This window comes from Streptomyces sp. NPDC001315 (genome assembly GCF_042896175.1).
Taxonomy (GTDB): domain Bacteria; phylum Actinomycetota; class Actinomycetes; order Streptomycetales; family Streptomycetaceae; genus Streptomyces.
In genome coordinates this window covers 34,573-53,856 of record NZ_JBIAWZ010000021.1, presented here as the reverse complement: position 1 = coordinate 53,856, position 19,284 = coordinate 34,573, and the positions used below count along the sequence as shown (strand labels likewise).

The 19,284-nt window shown below is 68.8% G+C and carries 23 protein-coding genes and 1 tRNA gene; 10 read left to right on the top strand and 14 right to left on the bottom strand.

What is annotated here, in order from left to right; genetic code table 11:
- Nucleotides 1-181: 181 nt before the first annotated feature.
- Both ACFY16_RS35390 and ACFY16_RS35385 read right to left on the bottom strand, forming a co-directional pair.
- The gene (locus ACFY16_RS35390; protein WP_390651333.1) at nucleotides 182-1,039 is read right to left on the bottom strand and encodes an oxidoreductase; all 858 of its coding nucleotides are present in this window, start codon (nucleotides 1,037-1,039) and stop codon (nucleotides 182-184) included.
- An 86-nt stretch (nucleotides 1,040-1,125) separates the two neighbouring features.
- Nucleotides 1,126-1,965 (bottom strand): oxidoreductase, encoded by an 840-nt coding sequence (locus ACFY16_RS35385; RefSeq protein WP_390651332.1) that lies wholly within the window; start codon nucleotides 1,963-1,965, stop codon nucleotides 1,126-1,128.
- A gap of 357 nt (nucleotides 1,966-2,322) precedes the next feature.
- Between ACFY16_RS35385 and ACFY16_RS35380 the strand changes: the two genes are divergently transcribed.
- A complete protein-coding gene (locus ACFY16_RS35380; RefSeq protein WP_390651331.1) occupies nucleotides 2,323-2,682 on the top strand; it encodes a LuxR C-terminal-related transcriptional regulator in 360 nt (119 codons plus the stop codon).
- 108 nt (nucleotides 2,683-2,790) lie between these two features.
- On the opposite strand, the gene ACFY16_RS35375 is transcribed toward ACFY16_RS35380, so the two are convergent.
- The 8 genes from ACFY16_RS35375 to ACFY16_RS35340 form a co-directional block, all read right to left on the bottom strand.
- Nucleotides 2,791-3,564 (bottom strand): hypothetical protein, encoded by a 774-nt coding sequence (locus tag ACFY16_RS35375; RefSeq protein WP_390651330.1) that lies wholly within the window; start codon nucleotides 3,562-3,564, stop codon nucleotides 2,791-2,793.
- 29 nt (nucleotides 3,565-3,593) lie between these two features.
- Entirely contained in the window at nucleotides 3,594-4,421 is an 828-nt protein-coding gene (locus tag ACFY16_RS35370) for an NUDIX domain-containing protein (RefSeq protein ID WP_390651329.1), read from the bottom strand.
- Between the two features lie 324 nt (nucleotides 4,422-4,745).
- Nucleotides 4,746-6,236 carry an NUDIX domain-containing protein gene (locus ACFY16_RS35365; protein ID WP_390651328.1) on the bottom strand — a complete coding sequence of 497 codons (1,491 nt, stop codon included), beginning with the start codon at nucleotides 6,234-6,236 and terminating at the stop codon, nucleotides 4,746-4,748.
- 57 nt (nucleotides 6,237-6,293) lie between these two features.
- Entirely contained in the window at nucleotides 6,294-7,433 is a 1,140-nt protein-coding gene (locus ACFY16_RS35360) for an NUDIX domain-containing protein (protein ID WP_390651327.1), read from the bottom strand.
- Between the two features lie 78 nt (nucleotides 7,434-7,511).
- The gene (locus ACFY16_RS35355; RefSeq protein WP_390651326.1) at nucleotides 7,512-8,009 is read right to left on the bottom strand and encodes a hypothetical protein; all 498 of its coding nucleotides are present in this window, start codon (nucleotides 8,007-8,009) and stop codon (nucleotides 7,512-7,514) included.
- On the bottom strand, nucleotides 8,006-8,824 hold the full coding sequence (locus tag ACFY16_RS35350; RefSeq protein ID WP_390651325.1) for a hypothetical protein: 819 nt from the start codon (nucleotides 8,822-8,824) through the stop codon (nucleotides 8,006-8,008). The genes ACFY16_RS35355 and ACFY16_RS35350 overlap by 4 nt, the downstream gene beginning before the upstream one ends.
- The gene (locus ACFY16_RS35345; RefSeq protein ID WP_390651324.1) at nucleotides 8,821-9,288 is read right to left on the bottom strand and encodes an NUDIX domain-containing protein; all 468 of its coding nucleotides are present in this window, start codon (nucleotides 9,286-9,288) and stop codon (nucleotides 8,821-8,823) included. Before ACFY16_RS35345 ends, ACFY16_RS35350 begins: the two co-directional genes overlap by 4 nt.
- Nucleotides 9,289-9,757: 469 nt before the next feature.
- Nucleotides 9,758-9,889: a hypothetical protein gene (locus ACFY16_RS35340; protein WP_390651323.1), complete on the bottom strand. Its 132-nt coding sequence runs from the start codon at nucleotides 9,887-9,889 to the stop codon at nucleotides 9,758-9,760.
- Nucleotides 9,890-10,403: 514 nt separating this feature from the next.
- On the opposite strand from ACFY16_RS35340, the gene ACFY16_RS35335 reads away from it, so the two are divergent.
- Genes ACFY16_RS35335 through ACFY16_RS35325 form a run of 3 tightly spaced genes read left to right on the top strand, consistent with a single transcriptional unit; the run spans nucleotide 10,404 to nucleotide 11,345 of the window.
- Entirely contained in the window at nucleotides 10,404-10,658 is a 255-nt protein-coding gene (locus ACFY16_RS35335) for a hypothetical protein (RefSeq protein WP_390651322.1), read from the top strand.
- The gene (locus ACFY16_RS35330) at nucleotides 10,655-11,029 is read left to right on the top strand and encodes a PIN domain-containing protein (protein WP_390651321.1); all 375 of its coding nucleotides are present in this window, start codon (nucleotides 10,655-10,657) and stop codon (nucleotides 11,027-11,029) included. Before ACFY16_RS35335 ends, ACFY16_RS35330 begins: the two co-directional genes overlap by 4 nt.
- 55 nt (nucleotides 11,030-11,084) lie before the next feature.
- Nucleotides 11,085-11,345 carry a hypothetical protein gene (locus ACFY16_RS35325; RefSeq protein WP_390651320.1) on the top strand — a complete coding sequence of 87 codons (261 nt, stop codon included), beginning with the start codon at nucleotides 11,085-11,087 and terminating at the stop codon, nucleotides 11,343-11,345.
- Between the two features lie 482 nt (nucleotides 11,346-11,827).
- Here ACFY16_RS35325 and ACFY16_RS35320 read toward each other — a convergent pair whose 3' ends face one another.
- The 4 genes from ACFY16_RS35320 to ACFY16_RS35305 form a co-directional block, all read right to left on the bottom strand.
- Nucleotides 11,828-12,469, bottom strand: coding sequence for a hypothetical protein (locus ACFY16_RS35320; protein ID WP_390651319.1), 642 nt, complete (start codon nucleotides 12,467-12,469; stop codon nucleotides 11,828-11,830).
- Nucleotides 12,469-12,723, bottom strand: a complete 255-nt coding sequence (locus ACFY16_RS35315; protein ID WP_390651318.1) for a hypothetical protein — start codon at nucleotides 12,721-12,723, stop codon at nucleotides 12,469-12,471. The genes ACFY16_RS35320 and ACFY16_RS35315 overlap by 1 nt, the downstream gene beginning before the upstream one ends.
- A gap of 121 nt (nucleotides 12,724-12,844) precedes the next feature.
- A complete protein-coding gene (locus ACFY16_RS35310) occupies nucleotides 12,845-13,399 on the bottom strand; it encodes a hypothetical protein (RefSeq protein ID WP_390651317.1) in 555 nt (184 codons plus the stop codon).
- Complete coding sequence (locus tag ACFY16_RS35305) at nucleotides 13,396-14,292, bottom strand: ATP-binding protein (RefSeq protein WP_390651316.1); 897 nt, start codon at nucleotides 14,290-14,292, stop codon at nucleotides 13,396-13,398. The genes ACFY16_RS35310 and ACFY16_RS35305 overlap by 4 nt, the downstream gene beginning before the upstream one ends.
- Nucleotides 14,293-14,582: 290 nt before the next feature.
- Between ACFY16_RS35305 and ACFY16_RS35300 the strand changes: the two genes are divergently transcribed.
- The 6 genes from ACFY16_RS35300 (at nucleotide 14,583) to ACFY16_RS35275 (ending at nucleotide 19,092) form a co-directional block, all read left to right on the top strand.
- Entirely contained in the window at nucleotides 14,583-15,452 is an 870-nt protein-coding gene (locus tag ACFY16_RS35300; protein ID WP_390651315.1) for a helix-turn-helix domain-containing protein, read from the top strand.
- Complete coding sequence (locus tag ACFY16_RS35295; RefSeq protein ID WP_390651314.1) at nucleotides 15,443-15,688, top strand: DUF397 domain-containing protein; 246 nt, start codon at nucleotides 15,443-15,445, stop codon at nucleotides 15,686-15,688. Before ACFY16_RS35300 ends, ACFY16_RS35295 begins: the two co-directional genes overlap by 10 nt.
- A gap of 220 nt (nucleotides 15,689-15,908) precedes the next feature.
- Nucleotides 15,909-16,025 carry a DUF6228 family protein gene (locus tag ACFY16_RS35290; protein ID WP_390651390.1) on the top strand — a complete coding sequence of 39 codons (117 nt, stop codon included), beginning with the start codon at nucleotides 15,909-15,911 and terminating at the stop codon, nucleotides 16,023-16,025.
- Nucleotides 16,026-16,437: 412 nt separating this feature from the next.
- A complete protein-coding gene (locus ACFY16_RS35285) occupies nucleotides 16,438-18,276 on the top strand; it encodes a DUF2637 domain-containing protein (RefSeq protein ID WP_390651313.1) in 1,839 nt (612 codons plus the stop codon).
- A 207-nt stretch (nucleotides 18,277-18,483) separates the two neighbouring features.
- Nucleotides 18,484-18,807, top strand: a complete 324-nt coding sequence (locus tag ACFY16_RS35280) for a hypothetical protein (protein WP_390651312.1) — start codon at nucleotides 18,484-18,486, stop codon at nucleotides 18,805-18,807.
- A gap of 211 nt (nucleotides 18,808-19,018) precedes the next feature.
- Nucleotides 19,019-19,092 (top strand) — tRNA-Met (locus ACFY16_RS35275).
- Nucleotides 19,093-19,284: the final 192 nt, after the last annotated feature.

Sequence of the window (19,284 nt, the reverse complement as noted above, 5' to 3'; positions counted from 1 at the left end):
GCCAACCCCCCGTTTGTTTTAATAAATCTTATTTGTTGGCATAAACCTTATACGGCGGCTCCGACGGGGCGTGGCCCGCCCCGGGGTGGCCTGAAACCCCGGGGGGGGGGGGGGGGGGGCCCCCCCCCCGCCCCCGCTGCGCCGAACCCGTCCGGGCCGGGCGCGAAGCCTGCCCGCCGGCTCAGAGCACGGCGTTCTCGGCCGCGCCCGGGAAGTCCGTGCTGAACGCCAGTTCCCGGCCCGCCTCGAACTCGGCCCGCAGCTGGTCGAGCTTGACGCCGATGCGCCGCTGGGCGTCGCTGCCCAGGACGATCCAGTGGGCCGGCTCCGGTGCGTTGACGGCCTGGAGGATCGCCTCGGCAGCCCGCTCCGGGTCGCCCGGGAACATCTCGGGCGTGAGGCTGCCCATCATCGCGCGGAAGGCACCGGCCGTGGCGGCGTAGTCCGCGATGGCCTCGCCGGAGACCTTCGTCCGGTTCTCGATGCCGGTGCGGAAGGAACCGGGCTGGATGATCATCGCGTGCAGGCCGATGGGCTCGATCTCCTGCCACAGGGCCTCGGTGAAGCCTTCCAGCGCGAACTTGCTGGCGGAGTAGTAGCCATTGGCCGACAGGCTCGCCAGCCCGTCCATCGAGGACACATTGACGACGGTGCCGCTGCGCCGGGCCCGCATGCCGGGCAGCACGGCCCGGGTGAGGGCGACCGCGCCGAAGAAGTTGACCTCGAACAGCCGGCGGTAGTCGTCCTCCTCCTGCTCCTCCAGGGCGCCGACGAAGTCGATGGCGGCGTTGTTGACGAGGATGTCGATACCGCCGAAGCGCTCCTGAGTGGCGCGCACGGCCGCGGCACGGTCCTCGGCCTCGGTGACGTCGAGCTTCACCGCCAGCGCGGTCTCCGGGTAGCGGGCGGCCAGTTCGGTGGTGACCTGTGTCGAGCTGGCCGTGGCCACCACCTGGTCCCCGTGGGCCAGGACGTGTTCGGCGAGGGCCTTGCCCAGTCCGCTGGAAGCGCCGGTGATGAGCCAGGTCTTGCGAGACATGAGTGATCTCCTTCAGAGAGGTGGGAGGGTGTCGTAAAGGGGAAGGGGTGGAGAAGACGAGAGGCGTGGGCCGTCCGGCGGCCGGCCTACTCGCCGGCGGGGAAGTCCGCCGCGCCGCTTGCCTCGGCCCACTTCCGGGTCTCGGCGGCGCGTGCATCGCCCGCCTCCAGGGCCATGGTCACGGCCTGGGCGCCGAGCAGCAGCCGGCGCGGCGGGTCGTCGTGGCGGGCCACGTCGATGAGCACCCTGGCGGCGCGGACCGGGTCGCCGGGCTGGTTGCCGTTGTTCGCCGCCCGGTAGGTGTTCATGGCGCCGACGGTCTCCTCGTAGTCGGCACCCACGGCGTGCAGCTCCATCGACGAGCCCTGCCAGTCCGTGCGGAACGCGCCCGGCTCGACGATGACGACCTTGAGCCCGAAGGGCGCGACCTCGCCCGCCAGGACCTCGGAGAAGCCCTCCACGGCGAACTTCGCGCTCTGGTAGGCGCCCATGCCCGGGGTGCCGCCCACCCGTCCGCCGAGGGAGGAGAACTGCAGGAACGTTCCCGAGCGCTGTGCACGCAGCACCGGAAGAGCGGCCCGGGTCACGTTGACGACGCCGAAGAAGTTCGCCTCGAACTGGCCGCGGAAGTCGTCCTCCGTCATCTCCTCGATGGGGGCGCTGTTGGCGTATCCGGCGTTGTTCACCACCACGTCCAGACGGCCGAAGGCGTCGACCGCCGCCTGTACCGCGTGCTGGGCCGCGGCGGTGTCCGTGACGTCCAGGGCCACCGCCCGAACCCGGTCGCCGTAGCGGGACACCAGGTCGGCGAGCTGCTCCGGGCGCCGGGCGGTCGCGACCAGCTGGTCCCCGGACTCCAGGACGGCTTCCGCCAGGGCGCGCCCGAACCCACGGGACGCGCCGGTGATCAACCATGTGTCAGTCATTCGAATCCTCTGTCCGATTTATGGCAAAATGCTGACTTCGCGTGAGTAAAGCACCTTGAGGCGGGTGGACAAGGCCGAGCGAGGCGCCGTCACAGTGCGTCTCGCCCAACACACGTATCAACTGGACGTTTCTCAGTCTGGTCGCCCGCCCCACGGCGGGCGACCGTCGTTTGACTGCCGGTTCCCTCCGGCCGGAGTGCCATCGGCTCACCTAAGTCACGGGCCGCGGACGCCCGGAAAGCGGCCCGGAGCGGTACGAGAGATCTGGCCGAATCAGCCAGACAATTTGAAGGAAAAGCAAAGAGAGAAGAGGAGAAGGGTGGCCAGGTCCATACCGCGCCGCTGCTGCTACCCCGCATGCTGGTCTTCGACCGCCGGATCGCGCTGATCCCGCTGGATCCCTCGAACACCCGCGCGGGGGCTCTGCGCACCGAGGAGCCGGCCGTCGTCGGCAACCTCCTGGTCCTGTTCGAACAGGCGTGGGAGACGGCCATTCCGCTGGGGAACCGCACGGCGGAGGCCGGGCCCGAGGTGAGCGCGACCGAGAAGGAGCTGCTCAAGCTGCTGGCCGGGGGGATCACCGACGAGGCCGCCGCACGGCGGCTGGGGGTGTCCATGCGTACGGTGCGCCGCCAGATGGCCTCGCTGATGGAGCGTCTGGAGGCGACCAGCAGGTTCGAGGCGGGGCTGAAGGCCGCCCGGCAGGGGTGGCTGTGACCGCTGTGACCCGGGCACGGTGAGGACCTCCGTCGCAAGACCCTTCCGTCGAGGGCGCCTCGTGTTTCCGTGGCGGCCCCGCGAGCCGCGGGTGCCTTGGGTCTCGGGTCACGCGGCTTGGGTGCCGTACACGGCGGGCTCACGCGTCTGCCCACCGAATCGACCGGATGCGACGATCCTCCCGCCCGGCGCCTTGCGCGACGACGACCGCAGCATCCTCAGCGCCGCGAGGAAAGACACACCGAGCACCGCCGCCAGCACCAGCAGGCTCTCGCGTAGCCCGTCCTGGAACGCCCGTCCCTCCGCCACGCGCCCGCCGAGGAAGGCTACGGCCAGGCAACTGCCGAGCTGCCGACAGGTGCTGAGGACGGCCGCGTCGGCCGCAGCCCGCTCCGCCGCCACGCTCTCCATCAGGACCGTGGTCAGCGGGGGTACGGAGATGCCGGCGCCGATCCCGAGGTGCTTGTCGGCGTTCCAGCGGAGGACGGACGGGGGGTTGAGCAGACGGGTCTGTGCGCCGCAGCGGTCGATCCAGGCCTGGAACTCGTCGATACGTGTGACGTAGTCCCAGGTGGAGCGGATCATGGCCGCGTCGTAGCTCCGCCAGTCGACGTGCTCGGCGTCCCAGCGGACGATGTCCGCCCGGGTTCCGGTGACGCGGGCTCCGTGCGCCTGGGCGAGATGGACGGCGTGGTGGCCAGCTCCCGAACCGATGTCCAGGACGCGGCGGCCGGTGACGTCACCGAGGACTTCTGCTCCCGGTCCGACCCCTTCCCAAGGTGTCCAGGTGAGCTGGTCGGGGACGGGCGGGGTGTAGGCGTGAGCCAGTTGTCGCTGGCCATACATATGCCAGGCCCGTGTGTTGGTGTCCTCGGCGGCCACGATTGCCTCCTGGGTGGGTGCGCTGGGGATCAGGTGTGCGTGGTGAGGTAGGCGGGGCCTTCGCCACGACGGGCCTGTTCGATGGCGTCGAGGCGGTCGAAGGCGCGCGGCGCCATCAAGCGCTGCCAGGTGGCGAGGTCGTGCACGGCCCACATGTCGTGCTCGGCGGGATCGAGTCGGATGCGACCGAGCTGCTCTGCGGTGAGCCGGCCTCCGTCGAAGATGAGCCCTACCTTGTTCAGCGGCAGGCGGGGCCCGGCGTGCAGGAAGTGCGTCAGGAGAAGCTTCGGCGTATCCAGGCCCAGTGCGAGGCCGGTCTCTTCGACCGCTTCGCGGCGAGCGGTTTGCAGCGGGTCCTCTCCTTGGGCGTCCAGGTTGCCGCCCGGGAACTGCCAGAGGCGCGAGCCGTAGACCGAGCGCAGTTGAACCGGCCGGTCGTGTTCGTCGCGGATGTACAGGCAGCCGTACACCGTGTGGTGGGGGACGGTGTGCGCGTACTGCGCGGGCGTCATCGGCATCGGTCGGCCTGGCCGTGCAGGGCGGTGGTCGAATGCGAAGGCGAGGACGCCGAGGCCCTCCTTGGCAGGCGGGTAGATGCTGCGCAGGTTGGCGAGCAGTTCTCCGGGCGGCCCGTTCGGGTCGATGCGCGCGGGGTCCTCTGAACTGAGCAGATCCTCGAAGGAGGGGTACGGGGTGATCCGCTGCACGATGACGTCGAGCTCCCGGCCGGTGTCGCGGTCGTGGAAGACGACCGTGTCGCCGACGGCAACGGCGCGCTTCCGCGGGGTGGCCACCCTCACTTCGATCGTCTTGCGGCCTGCTTCCACTTGGCGGTAGTACCGCGGGAGCAGGTGCATGTGGTGCTCTTGCCGTTCCTCTCTGGCCGCCGGACTCGGGACGGCTGGGATCGCCTGTTGGGTGTCGTCAGGCACACATGCCTCCGATAGATGCGGTGTGGTTCGTTGCGTTCAGCGGCCCATGGAAGGTGAACGGGGGGTGCTCCGTGACGGAATCTTCAGGGTGGACCATTTCCCGCCCCCTGCTCCGTCGGCCCGTCACACCCGGCTGCTCTCGCGGGCCACAGAGGTGTCCGACCCGCTGGCGATGTAGCCCACTGCTTGTTTCGGCGAGCTGCCGCACTTCCTCGGGCGGGAGGTCCGGGTGCATGGAAGCGGGCATGTTCACACCCAGCCCGTTTCGGAGTAGGAGCGGCCGGCCCGGATGCCCTCGATGGCGACCCTGGTATAGGGGACGAGGTCCTCGGGGAGGGCGGCCGGATCCCAGAACTTCCACTGGGTGCACTTGTCCGGCTCGCGTAGTTCCGGCTCGCCGCTCCAGGTCCGAGCGCAGAAGAACAGGCCCATGCGGGGCCGGCCCCCGGCCCGGTCGATGTGGTGGACGACGTGGACGAGTTCGACGTCCTGTTGTTCGATGCGCAGACCGGCCTCCTCCCATGCCTCTCTGATCAGGCAGGTAATGGCGCTCTCCTGCTCGCAGTGGCCGGCCAGGACGTGCCAGGTGGAAGGCGCGAAGTTGGAGTCGGGGTGGCGCAGCCCGAGCAGCACCGTCCCGTCAGGCCGTTCCAGGTAGAGGTGAACGCCGATGATGTTGGGAACCGTGCCGTGCGGAGCGGCCGGGCGGCGCCCCTCGTGCGATGCGGGCCCGCTCTGCGACGCGGTGCGGGATGCGCCGGCCGGGCGACTGGCGGCGTGGCGCCGTACGAGGGCGCTGGTGGTGTCTGCGATGCGGAGGCGGTGGAGGTCGTCGGGGGCGAACCAGGCCAGCATCACCCCTTCCGTCAGGTGGAGTTCGCGGGGGTCACCGTTCCAGCGGCCGGCGTAGATGGCGATGGGTACGGTCACGCCGGCGTCGTCGGTTGCTTCCTCGATGCCGAACGGGGTCAGGTCGGCGATGTGGAGGCCGGCTTCCTCGGCCAGTTCGCGCCGCACAGTGTGCTCCAGGGTGGCGTCCTGGGGCTCTCGGCCACCACCCAGCAGTGACCACATCCCCGGCTCCCAGATCCGGCCGGGGAAGTAGTCGCGCAGGTGGAGCAGGTACTCGCCACGGTCGCTGTAGATCAGGGCCGAGGCGTTGGCGGTCGCCGGTCCGGTTCCGGGCGGGAGCTTGAGCAGCTTCTGGCGCAGGGAGGGGGAGGCCACCCTGTGCGCGGGACGCCATTCGATGCCACCGACCTCTTCTTCCTGCAGTACCAGCGGCACCTCTACCGCGGTCTGCAGGCGGAAGAGGAACCGGAGGTCGAAGTGCCGGTGGCTGGGTTCCCCCTTGCCCGGGTGGGCGTCGATGTCGTGTATGTCGATGTCGAACGGGACAGTCTCGTAGCCGGGCCACGGTGCCACGGCCTGGGGCGGGATCCCGGTCTCCTCGTGCAGCTCCCGAAGAGCCGCCCCTGCCAGGGACTCGTCCTTGGGCTCGGTGTGTCCGCCGGGAGCGAGGACTTTGCCGCTCGCCAGGTGCAGCACCTGCAGGACGCGGCCGAGCGGATCGATGACGATCGCGCCGCAGGCGACGTGTCCGGTGAAGGTGGAGCGGCTGGCGATATCGGTGGGACGGTCGAGGGCGCCCAGGAGGTCGGCAAGCTGCGCGCGCTCGTGAGGGTGGCGAGCGAGGTAGGTCTCGACGGTGGTGCGGATGTGGTCGGGTGACAGCGGCATTCGGCTACCTCAGAGGAGCGTGAAGCGGGACAGATGGAGGCGGGGTAGTCGTTCGTGTCAGCTCAGCCGCATCCCCTCAGCAGGGATCTCCTCGATGGCAGCGGGCCGAGCGGCAGGCAGACCCCACCGCTCCCGGGCCGTCTCAGCGGCAAGCAGGGCTTGCCGCGCTCCGGGCGGCCCCCATCCCAGCAGGGCGGCTGCTTGGGCGGGGGAGGCGAGCAGGCGTGCGAAGGGGTGGCCGGTGGCAGGGTCGACGGCCGCCGGCCCGACGGCGGTGACCCGGGCGGCCAAGCGGAGCCGGGCGTTGGGCCCCACCCCGCCGTAGACCTCACCGGTTTCGTCCAGCACCCAGCCCAGTCGCACCGGGTCAGTCAGAGCGAGTTGCGCTTCCTCGGCGGCTTCCCGGCGGAGGGTGTCCTCGGGAGTCGCGTCGGTCTTCTCCACCGTGCCGCCGGGCAGCATCGGCAGCGCGCCTTGCGGGCCGGGGTCGGCCAAGAGGACGACCCGGCCGTCCGGGACGAAGCACCACGCCCAGGCTTGCTGCACGGGGAGCCGTTCGGGGACGGGGTCGCGGTTGAAGGGGCTCTCCCACAGAGGCCGGTAGCGAACGTGCACGTCATGGCGGTCCAGTGCCGGGACGTCGAGGATGTGCCGGCCGTCCGCGAGGTGAGCGGTGGCTGTGTTCCCGAGCCGTGCACGGTAGGCGGCGAGCATGATCTGCCCGTCCACGGGGCGCAGCCGCTGCACCGCGTCCCGGGTCTCCAGGAAGGCGTACTCGGACAGCTCCTCGCGCGGGAGGCGGATGGCCTCCGCCTGGTCTGGAGTGAGCGTTCCGCCATCGAAAACGAACCGGATCTCTCCGGGGAAACGCGTGCTGTGCTGGCTGTCCGGGTGGTGCGGGGAGAGGGAGTGGACGGCGAGCACGCCCGACAGGGGGAGGCTTGTCAGGCCCAGTTCCTCGGTGATCTCGCGCCGGCAGGCGACGTGCGGGTGTTCGCCGGGTTCGACGACTCCTCCGGGCAGCAGCCATCGGTCGTCCTCGCGGTAGGTGGGGTGAACGAGCAGGACGCGGCCGACTTGGTCAGTGACGAGCGCGGCGGCGCCGACCCACACCGTGTGCCGGGGGACGGCGTGCTGCCCTGCGGACAGGGCGGCACGCGGTGCGACGTCATCCGAACCTGAGATGGGAGTGGTCACTTGGCGGTGCCTTCCTTATCGGTGGGGCGGGCATGGGTTCGGCACGGGTCGGGAGCGGTGATCAGGAGGTACGGCCGTTCATCCGGCGCTGCAGCTCCCTCGGACGGTGAGCAGTGCAGCGGGGCCGGGAACGATCGGCCAGTCCACGGTGATGCGGGTGTGCTTCTTGGCGAATACGTGCAGTTCGTGGTCTCTGGTCGGCGGGGCGCAACTGGCGGCCGGTCGGGCGGTGATGCGGGGGCAGAGGGCGCCGCGGTGGTTGTGCTGCCAGTGCCGGACCTGCTCGGCCATCTCCTGTGCAGCGAGGTGTCCTCGGGTGCCGTGGCCATGGACAACGAACTCGTACAGGCCCTTGCCGTCGTCTCCGTCGCCGATGCGCTCGGTGGCCAGTCGCGCGAGGGAGTTGCCGCGGACGATCGCGGCGCCGGGCCAGTGCTTGGTCGGCGGGTTCAGGACCCCGTTGTCGCCGTCGGAGTCGGCCGAGAGGCGGCAAAAGCCCGGCAGGGCGCCGGCGAGGTAGAGGGTGAGGGCGTCGAAGGGTTCCTGGCCGCCTACGGTGACGTGGGTGTGCGTCACGGTCGGCTCGCAGGTGAGGGCTGGGGCGAGTTCGTCGACGGGCAACGGGGTGCCGTCTTCCCAGGACAGGTGGACGCCGGTGCCTGGGACGGTGCGGCGATTCCTGTGCCAGGCGCCGTCGCCCTGCATGGCGACAAAGCCGCAGACGATGAGCGGCTCGTCGCTGTGCAAGGCCCCGTCGCGCTTGGTGATGCTGATGGCCCAGAGTGGTACCCGTGCAGACGCACCGGTGCGACGAGACGGCCGCCCTCGGCCAGGGCGTCGATCCAGGGCAGATCCCAGGTGTCGACGGTGACCACGATGGCGTCGAATCCGCCGTCCGGCACCACCTCGGCAGGCAGGTGCTCGGCGTCCGCGGTGACCACGCGGATGCGGCCGTATCCGGTCTGGGTCAGGAAGCGGGTGGCCCGGTCGGTGACGGCTGGGTCGATGGAGTTGATGACGCCGATAGTGGCGGCGGCCAACAAGCCGGGTAACAGGGCGTGCAGCCGCTCGGCAGCGCTGCCGTTGCCGGCGAGCAGAGCGTGCATGACGGCGTGGACGGCGAGCAGGCCGGCGGCTGCGGCGATGCCTTGGCCGATCTCGCTGACCCCGACCGAGAGCAGAGCACGCCGGTCGGCCTGCCACGCCATGCGCAGCGTTGCGCCGACGAGTGTGGGCATGGAGCGCAGCGCGGACATCATGGTCAGGTCCAAGGTCGCGTGCTCGTGCTGGGACCAGCCCATGTCGTAGCGCAGGGGGCCGCCGAACAGCTCGTGTTCGGCGTCGGAGACCTGCGGATCGGCCATCGTGACCGGGCCGATGAATCTCTTCACCGGGCGCCGCCCGCAGGCCAGTTGATGGCCCGGTAGGACGGGCCGTGGGTGAGCATGTGGAAGATGGTGGCGGTGTAGGGGTGACAGTCCGGCGACGGTCGTTCCATCGGCACCCAGAAGAGCCCTTCGTGCTTGTGTGGCTCGGCGTTGTACGGCTCACCCGTCCAGAACTGCGCCACGAACACGGCGGTGATCCGGTCCAGGCCACCGTCGGAGTCGTGGTGGTGGATTAACCCGCAGAACTCCTGCTGCTCAGCAGTGATAAGGACCCCCACCTCCTCCATGGCCTCGCGTCGCGCAGCGTGGTCGAGTGGTTCACCGACTTCCAGGTGGCCGCCCACGACAGTGAGCTGTCCCGGTGCGAGGGCGGCGTCCAGTGCGCGGCGTACGCACAGGGCGGCGCCGTTCGTACGGAGCAGGACCTGTGCCACGTCGGCGATCAGCCGGTGAGGCGAGTCGCTCACGGGCGGCCCTCCTGCACCAGGCGTTCTACGGTGTGCCGACCATTGGTCACGAGGGCACCACCGTGCCGAAAGCTATAGGTGAGGACGGAGGACGGGAGAGGTGTGGACTGCGTCATGCCAGGTACCTCGTATCCGGTCGTGACCCGTCGTCGAGCAGAGCTGCGCGACCGGAGGTGAGGCGAAGGCTGGCGCCCGAGGAGGTAGCGGCATTTTCGAACGCAGGGTGAACGAGTCCAGGGCGGCGTACGGGATGCATGGGGACTCCACGGGGCGAGATGCGGACAGGTGATCGGGTAACGGCGGTCCTGCTGTAGCCGTAACGGGTGGAGGGGGCGAAATCTAGAACGTGATTTCGAATACCGGGCTCTCGCCTTGTGCGGTCGGGTGGGGCGGGCTGTGATGCAGTGTTCGATCACTCATGTGGGTTGCGGTACCTCCTGCGGGGGATTGCCGGGGGGCGCTTGGTCGGTCATGGCGTGGCGAGGTCCGGGCGGAGGGCGACGGCGTCGCGAAGGAAACTGCGCTTGGAGTAGAAGGTGTGCTCGGCGGCCCAACCGTGACTGGCGAGGTACTCGCAGAGCCAGCTGTCGATCCGCTCCATCTCGATGAGGATCTCGGCCTGGTCGTGGGGTACTGCAACCCGGGGCGGTGCCTCTGCCGAGCCCGCCAGGTGAACCGACGCACCGGCGCCGAAGCCAGCGCGGGAAAGCCCGCCAGATCCTCGACCGGGCAGATCACCTCAGCCTCAGACGCCTTCCACAACGCTGTCCATCGCCGTCCCACCCCAAGCCTGTATCCAGACGAGTAGCTGCCTTGGGACCGATGGCATACGGGGTGACAAGGTCATCCGGTGTGCAGCTGTGGGACCACACCGGCGCCGACTCGACAGCAGCTGTACGAACGGAAGCCTCCACGCACCCTGCAGAGCGCGTGCACGCAGCGTCCGGTACCGCTTTCCGGAATTCCCCGCAGGTGAGAAAGCCGACCGCTGCCCTGCGGGCCAGCAACAGCGCTCAGACGGGCCGACTACAGCGTTCACGGGCCGGGTGAAGCGTTCAGTCTGACGCGCTCGAAGGCTGGTCGCCATCGTGTCTACCGGCGGTAGAATCGGTTCTATGAGCAAGCCGACGAGCATCAAAACCAGTGAGGAAGTGCGCGATCGGCTGCGCATCCTTGCGGAGGAACGCGGCACCACCATCACGGAGCTGCTGGAGGACCTCGCTACCCGGGAGCTCACGGCGGCCGAGCGGGAGCAGCGGGCTTTCGAGGCTGCCCGTGAGCTGGGCATCGAGTACACCGAGCAGGTCCAGCAGGCCGGCCAGGACGCCTGGGCGAAGATCCGCGCCCATCAGGGCGGCGCCGCCGCATGAACCTGACGGCCGTCCTGGACCACACCGCTCTGGCCGCCCTGTTCCGTGCGGATGCCTTCTTCACCGGCCTCTACATCGAGGCCTCGCGTGGCACTGGCCGGGTCATCATCCCGTCGCTGTCCATGCTGGCCGCCGAACGGCAGGTCGCCGGTGCCGGCAAGCATGCGGCGTCCCTGCGGTTCGCGGAGAACGTGCCGTTCACCGCGGTGCACGCGGTGGATGCGATGGACTGGAGAAACGTCGACTGGCCGGTGGCGCACGCGGCAGCGATCGCCTGGCAGGCGGTGAAGGCGGGGGAACCGCTCACTGTCCTGTCGCTGGAACCCGAGCTGTACGCGGGCACCGGCATTACTCCACTGAACCCGACCTGACCTTCGGCCTGGCGGTCTGCGGCGCCGGCCGCAGACGGTTGTCAGGATGGTGGGTATGGAAAACGAGACGGCGACGTACGGCCAGCGGCTGCGGGACCTGGAGGCGGATATTGACGTCCTCGCCGATGCCGTGGGCGTGCCGAGGGAGCGCTCGATCACCCAGCGTCTGGACATGATCGGCGGACGTTGGACCGGGCTGCCGCACGGCCAGCGACTCAAAGACGCTGAGCCTCCACCCCGCTGTCCTTCCACGCGGACCGGCCGCCGGGGGCTGGGTGGGTTCACAGTCCGGCTGGCCGAAGGCGCGCGCGGGTAGTGGACGGCGGCACCGTCCTTCCCGGCGGCGAGCGCGAGGAATGCCTGGAGGTGACGCGCGGCGGGACCTCCTCGAAGCGGTGGTGATCTTCTGGCCTGAGGACAGGATCCAGCGGGAGCGTGCCAGGTGTGCCTCGCACACCATGCGGCGGGAGGCCACTTTCCGTTCGTCGAAGGACGGCGACGGTTCCTCGCGGTGCACCGGTGCACCGGTGCAGCGCCTGCTCGGTCACCATGCTCAGGGTGGCCCGGCTGGATCAGTTCGCACGTGGCGATAACGCGTACGTACGCGGACCTGCCCCGTCGTACGTCGTCCGCACGCAGCCCTCGGCAGCCCTTGTCCGCCTCCCGTCCCTGCGGCCTCGTGGCGGCGTACGCGGACCGCTGCGCCCAATACCACTCGGGGTCGCGCTCGCGCCGACCGATGTCGGCCGGGTCGGGGTCGGGGTTGGGGGTTTCGGGTGTGGAGCGGTCGGGCGAGGTTCAGGTGGGTGATGTGTGCGGGTTGAGGGTGATTTCCTCGATGTCGTGGAGGAGGATGATTTCGCGGGCGGCGATGGTGAAATGGATCCGTGGGTCGTCGTAGCTGATGCATTCCAGGCCTGCGCCGTCGTTGTCGGGGCCGGGCAGGGGCTGCAGGGTGTTCGGGTCGTAGAGGATGCCGGCTACGCCCCATGCGGGGGTGTGCGTGACGAGTGCGGCGGCATGGTTGCGCAGGTGGGGGCAGGCTGCGATGGCTTCGTGGGCGCAGCTCTGGTGGACGGGCGGTGCGACGGTTTTCTCGCCTTCGCGGATGGGGTATCCGGGGTCGGCGTGGACGAGGAACAGGGAGCGCTGGTCGGTGCGCTCACCGGTGGTGGGCTCGCCGCAGACCTGGCAGCGCAGGGCGCGCATGGCTTGTCGTTGCCGCAGGGCGTGGACGCCGGCGAAGTTCGGGCGGCCGATTCCGCGGGTTGCGGGCATGCGCTGCCACAGCACGCCGTCGCAGCGGTCGATGAAGGGGATCTCGTCCAGGTAGGCGATGCCTGGGCCGCGGCGGACGAGGGGGTGACTGTGGGGTGTTTCTGCGGACCAGGGGGTGATGTAGGGGACGTGGATGCCCTTCCAGTGCAGTTGCTGGGGCATCAGGCGCCTTTCTGCTCGGTCGTGGGGGTGAGGGTGGGTGGGAAAGCGAGGAACAGCCCGCGGGAGTGGAGGCGATCGAGTACGTGCGCGGGGGTGTCGTCGTCGGTGGTGATGACGGGTCGGGCGGCGGCGGTGATCCCGTGAGGGGAGCCCTGCGCCGCGTATCGGCAGGCTTGTGCGAACCCGGGCCGGTCCGTGAGGGACAGGGCGGCGCCTACCGGCACCTTGAAGGCGCCGAGCAGAAGCAGCTGCACTTTGGATCCTCGTTCCGAGGTGGGGTCACCGGCTGCCGGGCCGGATCAGGGTGCCGGCAGCGGGAGTTGGGCCTGCCCGCCGAGCCTGGTGGGGACCAGCAGCGTCGGCGGCCGCGAAGTCTCAAAAGGCCGCGCATCCGAGCTGGACAGCGAGCGCGGCATGCGGAGTCGGCTCGGGCCGCAACTGCGCGAGGGCTTCCCACAGGGGGCCCGTGGGCACAAGCCGGTCACTCGCGGACGGCCGCAGCCAGTACGGGCTAGGGGGAGCGGTGCGATTCAGGGACGGCAGGGTGATCGTGTGGGGAGCGCCGAGGCATACGGCGTGGGTGTGGGGCGCCCACCGGCTGGATGAACCGGGCGGGACCAGCCAGTACAGCCATCCGCTTGCGGGATCCTCGATGACGGGTCCGCAGCCGCCCTGGACCGAGTCCATGACAGCGACGGCAGAACGGGCCTGCATCCCGGAACTGGTGATGACGACGTCGAAGAGGCTGCCCCCGAGACGCACGCGGGTGTCGCGCAGCGCCTCGACGGCAAGGAGCGTGCGGATCACCTCGGCGAGGTCTGCCATGTCGGCGGCCGGCTCACAGGCCGGACCGGCAGACTCCATCAGCTGGTTCATCACCGCGGCGCCGGTGACCGATAGTGTCTCCACCGCGGTAGCCGGGGAGGTCACGGGTTCACCGTGCCCGGCCGCATCGTGGCGCGGACGGTCTTGCCCTCGCAGTCCGGGCTGACGAACCAGGTGAGCGCCGCGCCGGCCTGCTGGACGTCCCCCACGCCGCGCCCTGGGCCGGCGGTGAGGGCCGTGTCGAAGCCGGGGAACGTCGGGTTCGGGTCTGTGACGTCGATGAGGAGCTCGTGGGCCTCCGTTACGCGTAGGCAGACGGCGAGGCTCTGCCTGCCCCCCTCGGGGGCCAGACCGTAGCGCACGGCGTTGTCGACGAGGCAGTGCACAACGTCGATCGCGGTGTGCACGCTGCCGGGCCAGCCCAGCATCGTGAGCAGGGTCCGCCCCTTGATGCGGGCGATGTTGACCGCGGTGGCGTCGGCGGGCAGGGGTAACAGCATTTCTCGTAAGACCGGGGCGGTAACCGCGGCGGGTTGCATGTCGACGGGTCCTTTGGTGAGGGGGAGGGAGCACCAGGTGGTCGTGCCGTCGGGGCTGACTCCCCAGGTTTCGGCCAGGGAGTCGACGAGGAAGAGGCCTCGGCCGCCCTCGTCGTCGGGGCCGGCTTGGCGCAGTACGGGCAGGTCCGGACAGCCGTCACGGACCTCGATCACGACATGATCGTCGCGGATGGACAGACGGAAACCGATGTCGGGGCCGCGGCCGTGGCGTAGCGCGTTCGTGACCAGCTCGCTCGTGAGGAGCTCTGCGCTCTCGACGAGATCCTGCTGGCCCCAGTGGGTAAGCGCGGCGCGGACGATGCGGCGGAGCCGAGCCGGCCACACAGCATCAGTCGCCGAGAGCGTTCCAGGTTCAAGGTGCGGATGGCGCTCGAGGGACATCTCGAGAGCTGTCCGGACGCGCGTGTCCTTCTGGGTGGCGAACGCAGGTGGTGTCATGCCGAGTCCTCCGGGCGTTCAGTACATGAGGGTGGTGCGGCGTGGCGTCGTCACGCACAGCGAAATACGCGCTTCCACGCCACCGGTTGCGATGACTCAACTACCGTGATGCATGTGCGAGTTACTGTGCAAGCTCAACGGCGAGCGCACAATAATTGGCACATGCCAGAACACTGGCAGGGGCTTGCTCACGGGGTGACAGGGGGTGGGACACTCAGGCACACGAGATACGCCGACACCCGACAGGACGCTCGTTGAGCACCGACAGCCATTGGTGAGAGGACAGCAGAGTGGCAGCGAAGCGCGGAGCCACATTCCGACGCAGGGAACTCGGCAAGGAGTTACGCAAACTACGCGACAAGAGGGGGCTGACGCTCCAAGAGGTCGCGAAGGAACTCGGCTTCTCGCACACGAAACTCGCACGGGTCGAAATAGGGGAGAACGATCTACCTCGGGTAGGCGACCTCGAAGCTCTGATCGACCACTACGACTTGGACCTTCCGAAGGAAGACCGGGAGACTCTGCTTCAGTTGCACCGGGAGTCCCTGAGCAAGGAGCCATGGACTCCATACAAGGCGTTCATGCCGTCGAAGATGCCCACGTACCGCGGGTTGGAACAGGACGCCACTGTGATGCGAGCCTTCCAGCCGAACTTTACGTTCGGGCTTCTGCAGACAGAGGCGTACGCGCGGGCGCTGTACCAGATCGCCAAGCCCGTAGACGAAACAACTACCGAGTACATCGATCAGAACGTGAGGCTCCGGCTAGAGCGCAAAGAACTCGTCACTCGGTCTGACAGCCCCCTGGAACTGCGCGTCATCATGGACGAGACGGCTGTAAGACGCATGGTCGGCGGCCCTGATGTCATGCGAGAGCAGTACGCCGAGATCATCGAACTGAGCAAACTGGACAACGTGACCGTTCAGATCCTCGCCCACGATGTCGTGTCGTATCGCTCAGAGAGCAATTTCGCGATCCTCGACTTCTCCGAGACGCTCGACCCAATCGTGCAGGTCGATATGCCCAACACCATCAGCGTCACGGACGAACCGCGAGAGGTACAGCGGAACATCCGGCGCTTCGACGCGATGAGGGACAGCGCCTTGCCGCCGGCTAGTACAGCCGGGTTTCTGCACCAGCTAGCGCGAGAATGGAAATAGCCATCAGTACACCGAGGATGGCCGCTGACGTGGCCGTAGAGTCCGCATGGTTCAAGTCGTCTCACAGCAACGACACCGGAGGTTCATGCGTTGAAATCGCCGACCTGCAGGATAGCCGCGAAGTCGGCATCCGAGATTCCAAGGCGAAGCACGGGCCGGCCCTCGTCGTACCGTCCGACTCATGGACCGCGTTCGTAAGCGCTGTGCAGCGCCCTGACTTTGGCATGCAGGGCTGAACTCGCAACACGGCCTGGTGGCCCCCTCATTGAAGAAGGGGCCACCGCCTGCGTGGGCAGGGCGAACATGTGAGCGATGAAGCTGTGCTTCCACCGGCTGACATGCCCCTTCCCGGAGGAACAGGACGACTCGATGCGCGACTTCCTCGTGACGGCACACAGCGAGCGGTGCAGGCCAAGATCATGACAAGGTAGGGGCGGTGGCGCCCCTGGCGTCTTCCTGTCCGAGCTAGCGCAAGAGTTCCGCGGGTGGAGCGGTGCCTGGACCTGGTGCTCTCCGGAACACAGCCCGAGGCTCTCAGCAGGGCACGCCAGATCGCATGTCCGCTTGGCATGATGGCTACACGACCCACCGTCCGACGGTGAGTGGCATTTCGAGGCGACGACCGATCACACTCCTGGAGAAGACGTGCGCGACCTCGTCACCGAGATGCGCACGTGAATTCGCCTGATCGTCGCTATTGGTCCACTTTTCACCCTTCAGGGTTACCTCCACGCGCACGGAGAAGACCGCCGACCAGCACGGTCGGAATCCCGGCCGTCGTTCTCTCCGCGCGAGCGGAGATGTATCGGCAACGCGGGTCATCCGGCCGAAGTGCCCGTTTTTTGCTGGCGAAACTGCGCCATCTTGCCGGGGAAGTGCTACGGCTTGGGGTGGGTCGTGGGAGTGTGAGAGCTGGTCAGTTGTAAGGCTGGGATGGGGGCGGGGCGTGGCTGCGGGGGACCGTGAGATTCCCGAGCTGACTCGAGTGCATCGGGTTCTCATCGGTGTGGTCGTGGCGGGCGCTGTGGTCATTGCGGGTATCGGTTTCGCGGGTTCGTATGCGGCGGTCCGTGAACTGGCGGTGAAGAAGGGTTTCGGCGCCTTCGCCTATGTCTTCCCGATCGGTATCGACGCCGGCATCTGTGTCCTCCTGGCCCTGGACCTGCTGCTGACCTGGATCCGCATCCCCTTCCCTCTGCTGCGTCAGACGGCGTGGTTGCTGACCGCGGCGACGATCGCCTTCAATGGCGCGGCGGCGTGGCCGGACCCGCTGGGCACGGGCATGCACGCGGTGATCCCGGTGCTGTTCGTGGTGGCGGTCGAGGCCGCCCGGCATGCGATTGGCCGGATCGCGGACATCACGGCCGACAAGCACATGGAGGGCGTCCGTCTCACCCGCTGGCTGCTGTCGCCGATCCCTACCTTCCTGCTGTGGCGTCGCATGAAGCTGTGGGAGCTGCGCTCCTATGATCAGGTCATCAAGCTCGAACAGGAGCGTCTCGTCTACCGGGCGAGCCTGCGCTCCCGCTTCGGCCGCGCCTGGCGGAGGAAGGCCCCGGTGGAGTCGCTGATGCCGCTGCGCCTGGCCCGCTACGGTGTGCCTTTGGCGGAGACGGCCCCGGCCGGGCTGGCCGCGGCGGGCATTGACGAGCCGCCGATTCAGTTCACCATCGAGCAGACCCAGGTTCCGGCCGAGCGGCAGAGCCCCGAACTCGAGGCCGCCGTCGGCCAGGAGAAGCATCTGGCGCAGGTGCCCGGCGTGCAGCCCCAGCCGGCGCAGCAGCCGCCAGCCGTAGACCCTGAGCAGCCGCACGACGTTGCGGACGAAGGGAACGCCCAACACCTCGCCGACGCCTATCAGCACTGGATGGACGCGTTCGGATTCGAGCCCACGAGCGCCCAGTTCGCTGTGTGGCTCCAAGACCAGTACGGCATCGCCACCGCGGCCGGCGGGCCCTTGTCCGACGAGCAACTCGAACCCCTGATGCGGCTCCTCAAATCGCGTCACACGCCCTCAGCTGGGACCGGGACCGAACCGCAAGCCCTGCACGACGCGGACGACGGATGGGGTGACTACTTCTACAACGCCTGGCTCGCGTACGCGCAGGAGCACGGGTCCTACCCCGGTGCCGCCGCCCTCGCCACGTACGTCCACGAGCGAGACCAGATCACCGGCGCCAACGGCCGGCCCATCACGGGCGAGGACCTGGAGTACTTCGTCACGGCCTTCCGGCAGCGCGAGTTCGACGAGACGCAGCCGCCCGCCGACGAGGAAGCCACCGAGCCCGCCGGCCAGGCGCCCTCCGGTGATCCCCTGCGCAACGAGGACGAGCCTGAGCAGGCACCGGCCGGCATCGGCGCGCACCCCGCCAAGGAGCAGCGCAGTCCCAGGGTGAACGCCGCCATCGACGAACCGTCGGCCGAAGGCGACGCGACCGCGGAGCCCGCCGCGCTGACCACCGTCGACCGCTACTACCTCGCCTGGACGCAGTACCAGACCGAGCACGGCGAGGAACCCAAGGCCGAGCAGCTCTCCGCCTACCTCACAAGCACGAAGGGCATGAACGGCCGCGGCGGAAAGCCGGTCAGCCCGTCCACCCTGCGCCGCTACCTCTTGCCGTTCCGTGTCTACACCCTCTGGGCCGAGCAGCGAGTGCGCAACGACAACCCGCCGCTCGACGCCATTGCGCAAGAATGCGCAGCGCACGGGATCACCGCGCAGCACAACAAGCCCCTCACCACCGACTACATCGCCGAACAGGCCGTCGACTTCGAGCGGCGCTGGCAGGCGCTGACCCGCCACCACGCGCAGTCACAGCAGTGAGGGCCCGCACCCCCCGCTCTGCACTGCGCAGTCGGTGCGCACAGCGATCTGAGAAGCGCTGCGCACCCGTCACCGAGCGAGGAGGACCCATGCGCGCCCTGCGCATCGCCCCCGACACCACCGTCACGGGACTCGACCTGCCCGCGGGCCGGTGCGCACTCCGCGATCCAGGACCACATCGCAACGACCGACGCGGTTGATCAAGGCGTGTACCACCGGCGGGTCCTCCTGCACATCCACGGCAACGGGCGCGCGATGGGGCTCGCGCAGAACATCGCCGCCTGGGCCCTGGCGAGCGCATGGCGAGGCATGGCCCTGCATCCGGTGCATGGGCCGGTCGTCGTCACCGGACGTGCTCAGGACGGGGCAGTGGCCGCCCTGGACGACGGTCTGGCCCGGCACGTGCACGCGGTTGCGCAGACCGTACGGGAGACACTGGCGGAGTGGCGCACCCGGCCGCCCGCCTCCAACAAGGTGGCCCTGAATGAGCTGCTCGCCTACGCGGCCCGGGACGTCGCCCCCAGCTCGTAGTGCGCACCGTGCACCCCTGCGCACGAATGCCTAAAGGGCCTTGCGCTGTAGTCCGCAGTTCCGTGAGCACTCGTTCCTGCGGGAACGTCAGAATCCGGACTGGGTGAGCAGTGGCCATGTCGGTCGAGCATGAGCAATCGGGCTCGGTCGGAGCGCAGGCGAAAGTCGATTGGGCCGATCCGGGTCGGTGCCGTACAGTTCACCGTATCGACGCGGGGTGGAGCAGCTCGGTAGCTCGCTGGGCTCATAACCCAGAGGTCGCAGGTTCAAATCCTGTCCCCGCTACTTAAGACGTGAAGGCCCGGTATCCACCGGGCCTTCACTGCGTGTGGGCCGGTTCGGACCTGCTTCTTGGCGAACAGGGCACCGAGGTCGCAGAAGGCGTCAACGTACTGGGCTGCACCGAAGCCGTACGCCGCCTCGGTAATCTGCCCCCGCGACCCGGGGCCGGCCGTTGAGTCAGTGCTCATGATCACA

Bases quoted from the DNA above. Each gene is read 5' to 3' on its own strand.
- ACFY16_RS35295 (WP_390651314.1), top strand. From the start codon at position 15,443: ATGGAAATAGCCATCAGTACACCGAGGATGGCCGCTGACGTGGCCGTA.
- ACFY16_RS35380 (WP_390651331.1), top strand. From the start codon at position 2,323: ATGCTGGTCTTCGACCGCCGGATCGCGCTGATCCCGCTGGATCCCTCG.
- ACFY16_RS35370 (WP_390651329.1), bottom strand. From the start codon at position 4,421: ATGCACCTGCTCCCGCGGTACTACCGCCAAGTGGAAGCAGGCCGCAAG.
- ACFY16_RS35365 (WP_390651328.1), bottom strand. From the start codon at position 6,236: ATGCCGCTGTCACCCGACCACATCCGCACCACCGTCGAGACCTACCTC.
- ACFY16_RS35335 (WP_390651322.1), top strand. From the start codon at position 10,404: ATGAGCAAGCCGACGAGCATCAAAACCAGTGAGGAAGTGCGCGATCGG.
- ACFY16_RS35340 (WP_390651323.1), bottom strand. From the start codon at position 9,889: ATGGAGCGGATCGACAGCTGGCTCTGCGAGTACCTCGCCAGTCACGGT.
- ACFY16_RS35385 (WP_390651332.1), bottom strand. From the start codon at position 1,965: ATGACTGACACATGGTTGATCACCGGCGCGTCCCGTGGGTTCGGGCGC.
- ACFY16_RS35330 (WP_390651321.1), top strand. From the start codon at position 10,655: ATGAACCTGACGGCCGTCCTGGACCACACCGCTCTGGCCGCCCTGTTC.
- ACFY16_RS35390 (WP_390651333.1), bottom strand. From the start codon at position 1,039: ATGTCTCGCAAGACCTGGCTCATCACCGGCGCTTCCAGCGGACTGGGC.
- ACFY16_RS35325 (WP_390651320.1), top strand. From the start codon at position 11,085: ATGGAAAACGAGACGGCGACGTACGGCCAGCGGCTGCGGGACCTGGAG.
- ACFY16_RS35305 (WP_390651316.1), bottom strand. From the start codon at position 14,292: ATGACACCACCTGCGTTCGCCACCCAGAAGGACACGCGCGTCCGGACA.
- ACFY16_RS35320 (WP_390651319.1), bottom strand. From the start codon at position 12,469: ATGCCCCAGCAACTGCACTGGAAGGGCATCCACGTCCCCTACATCACC.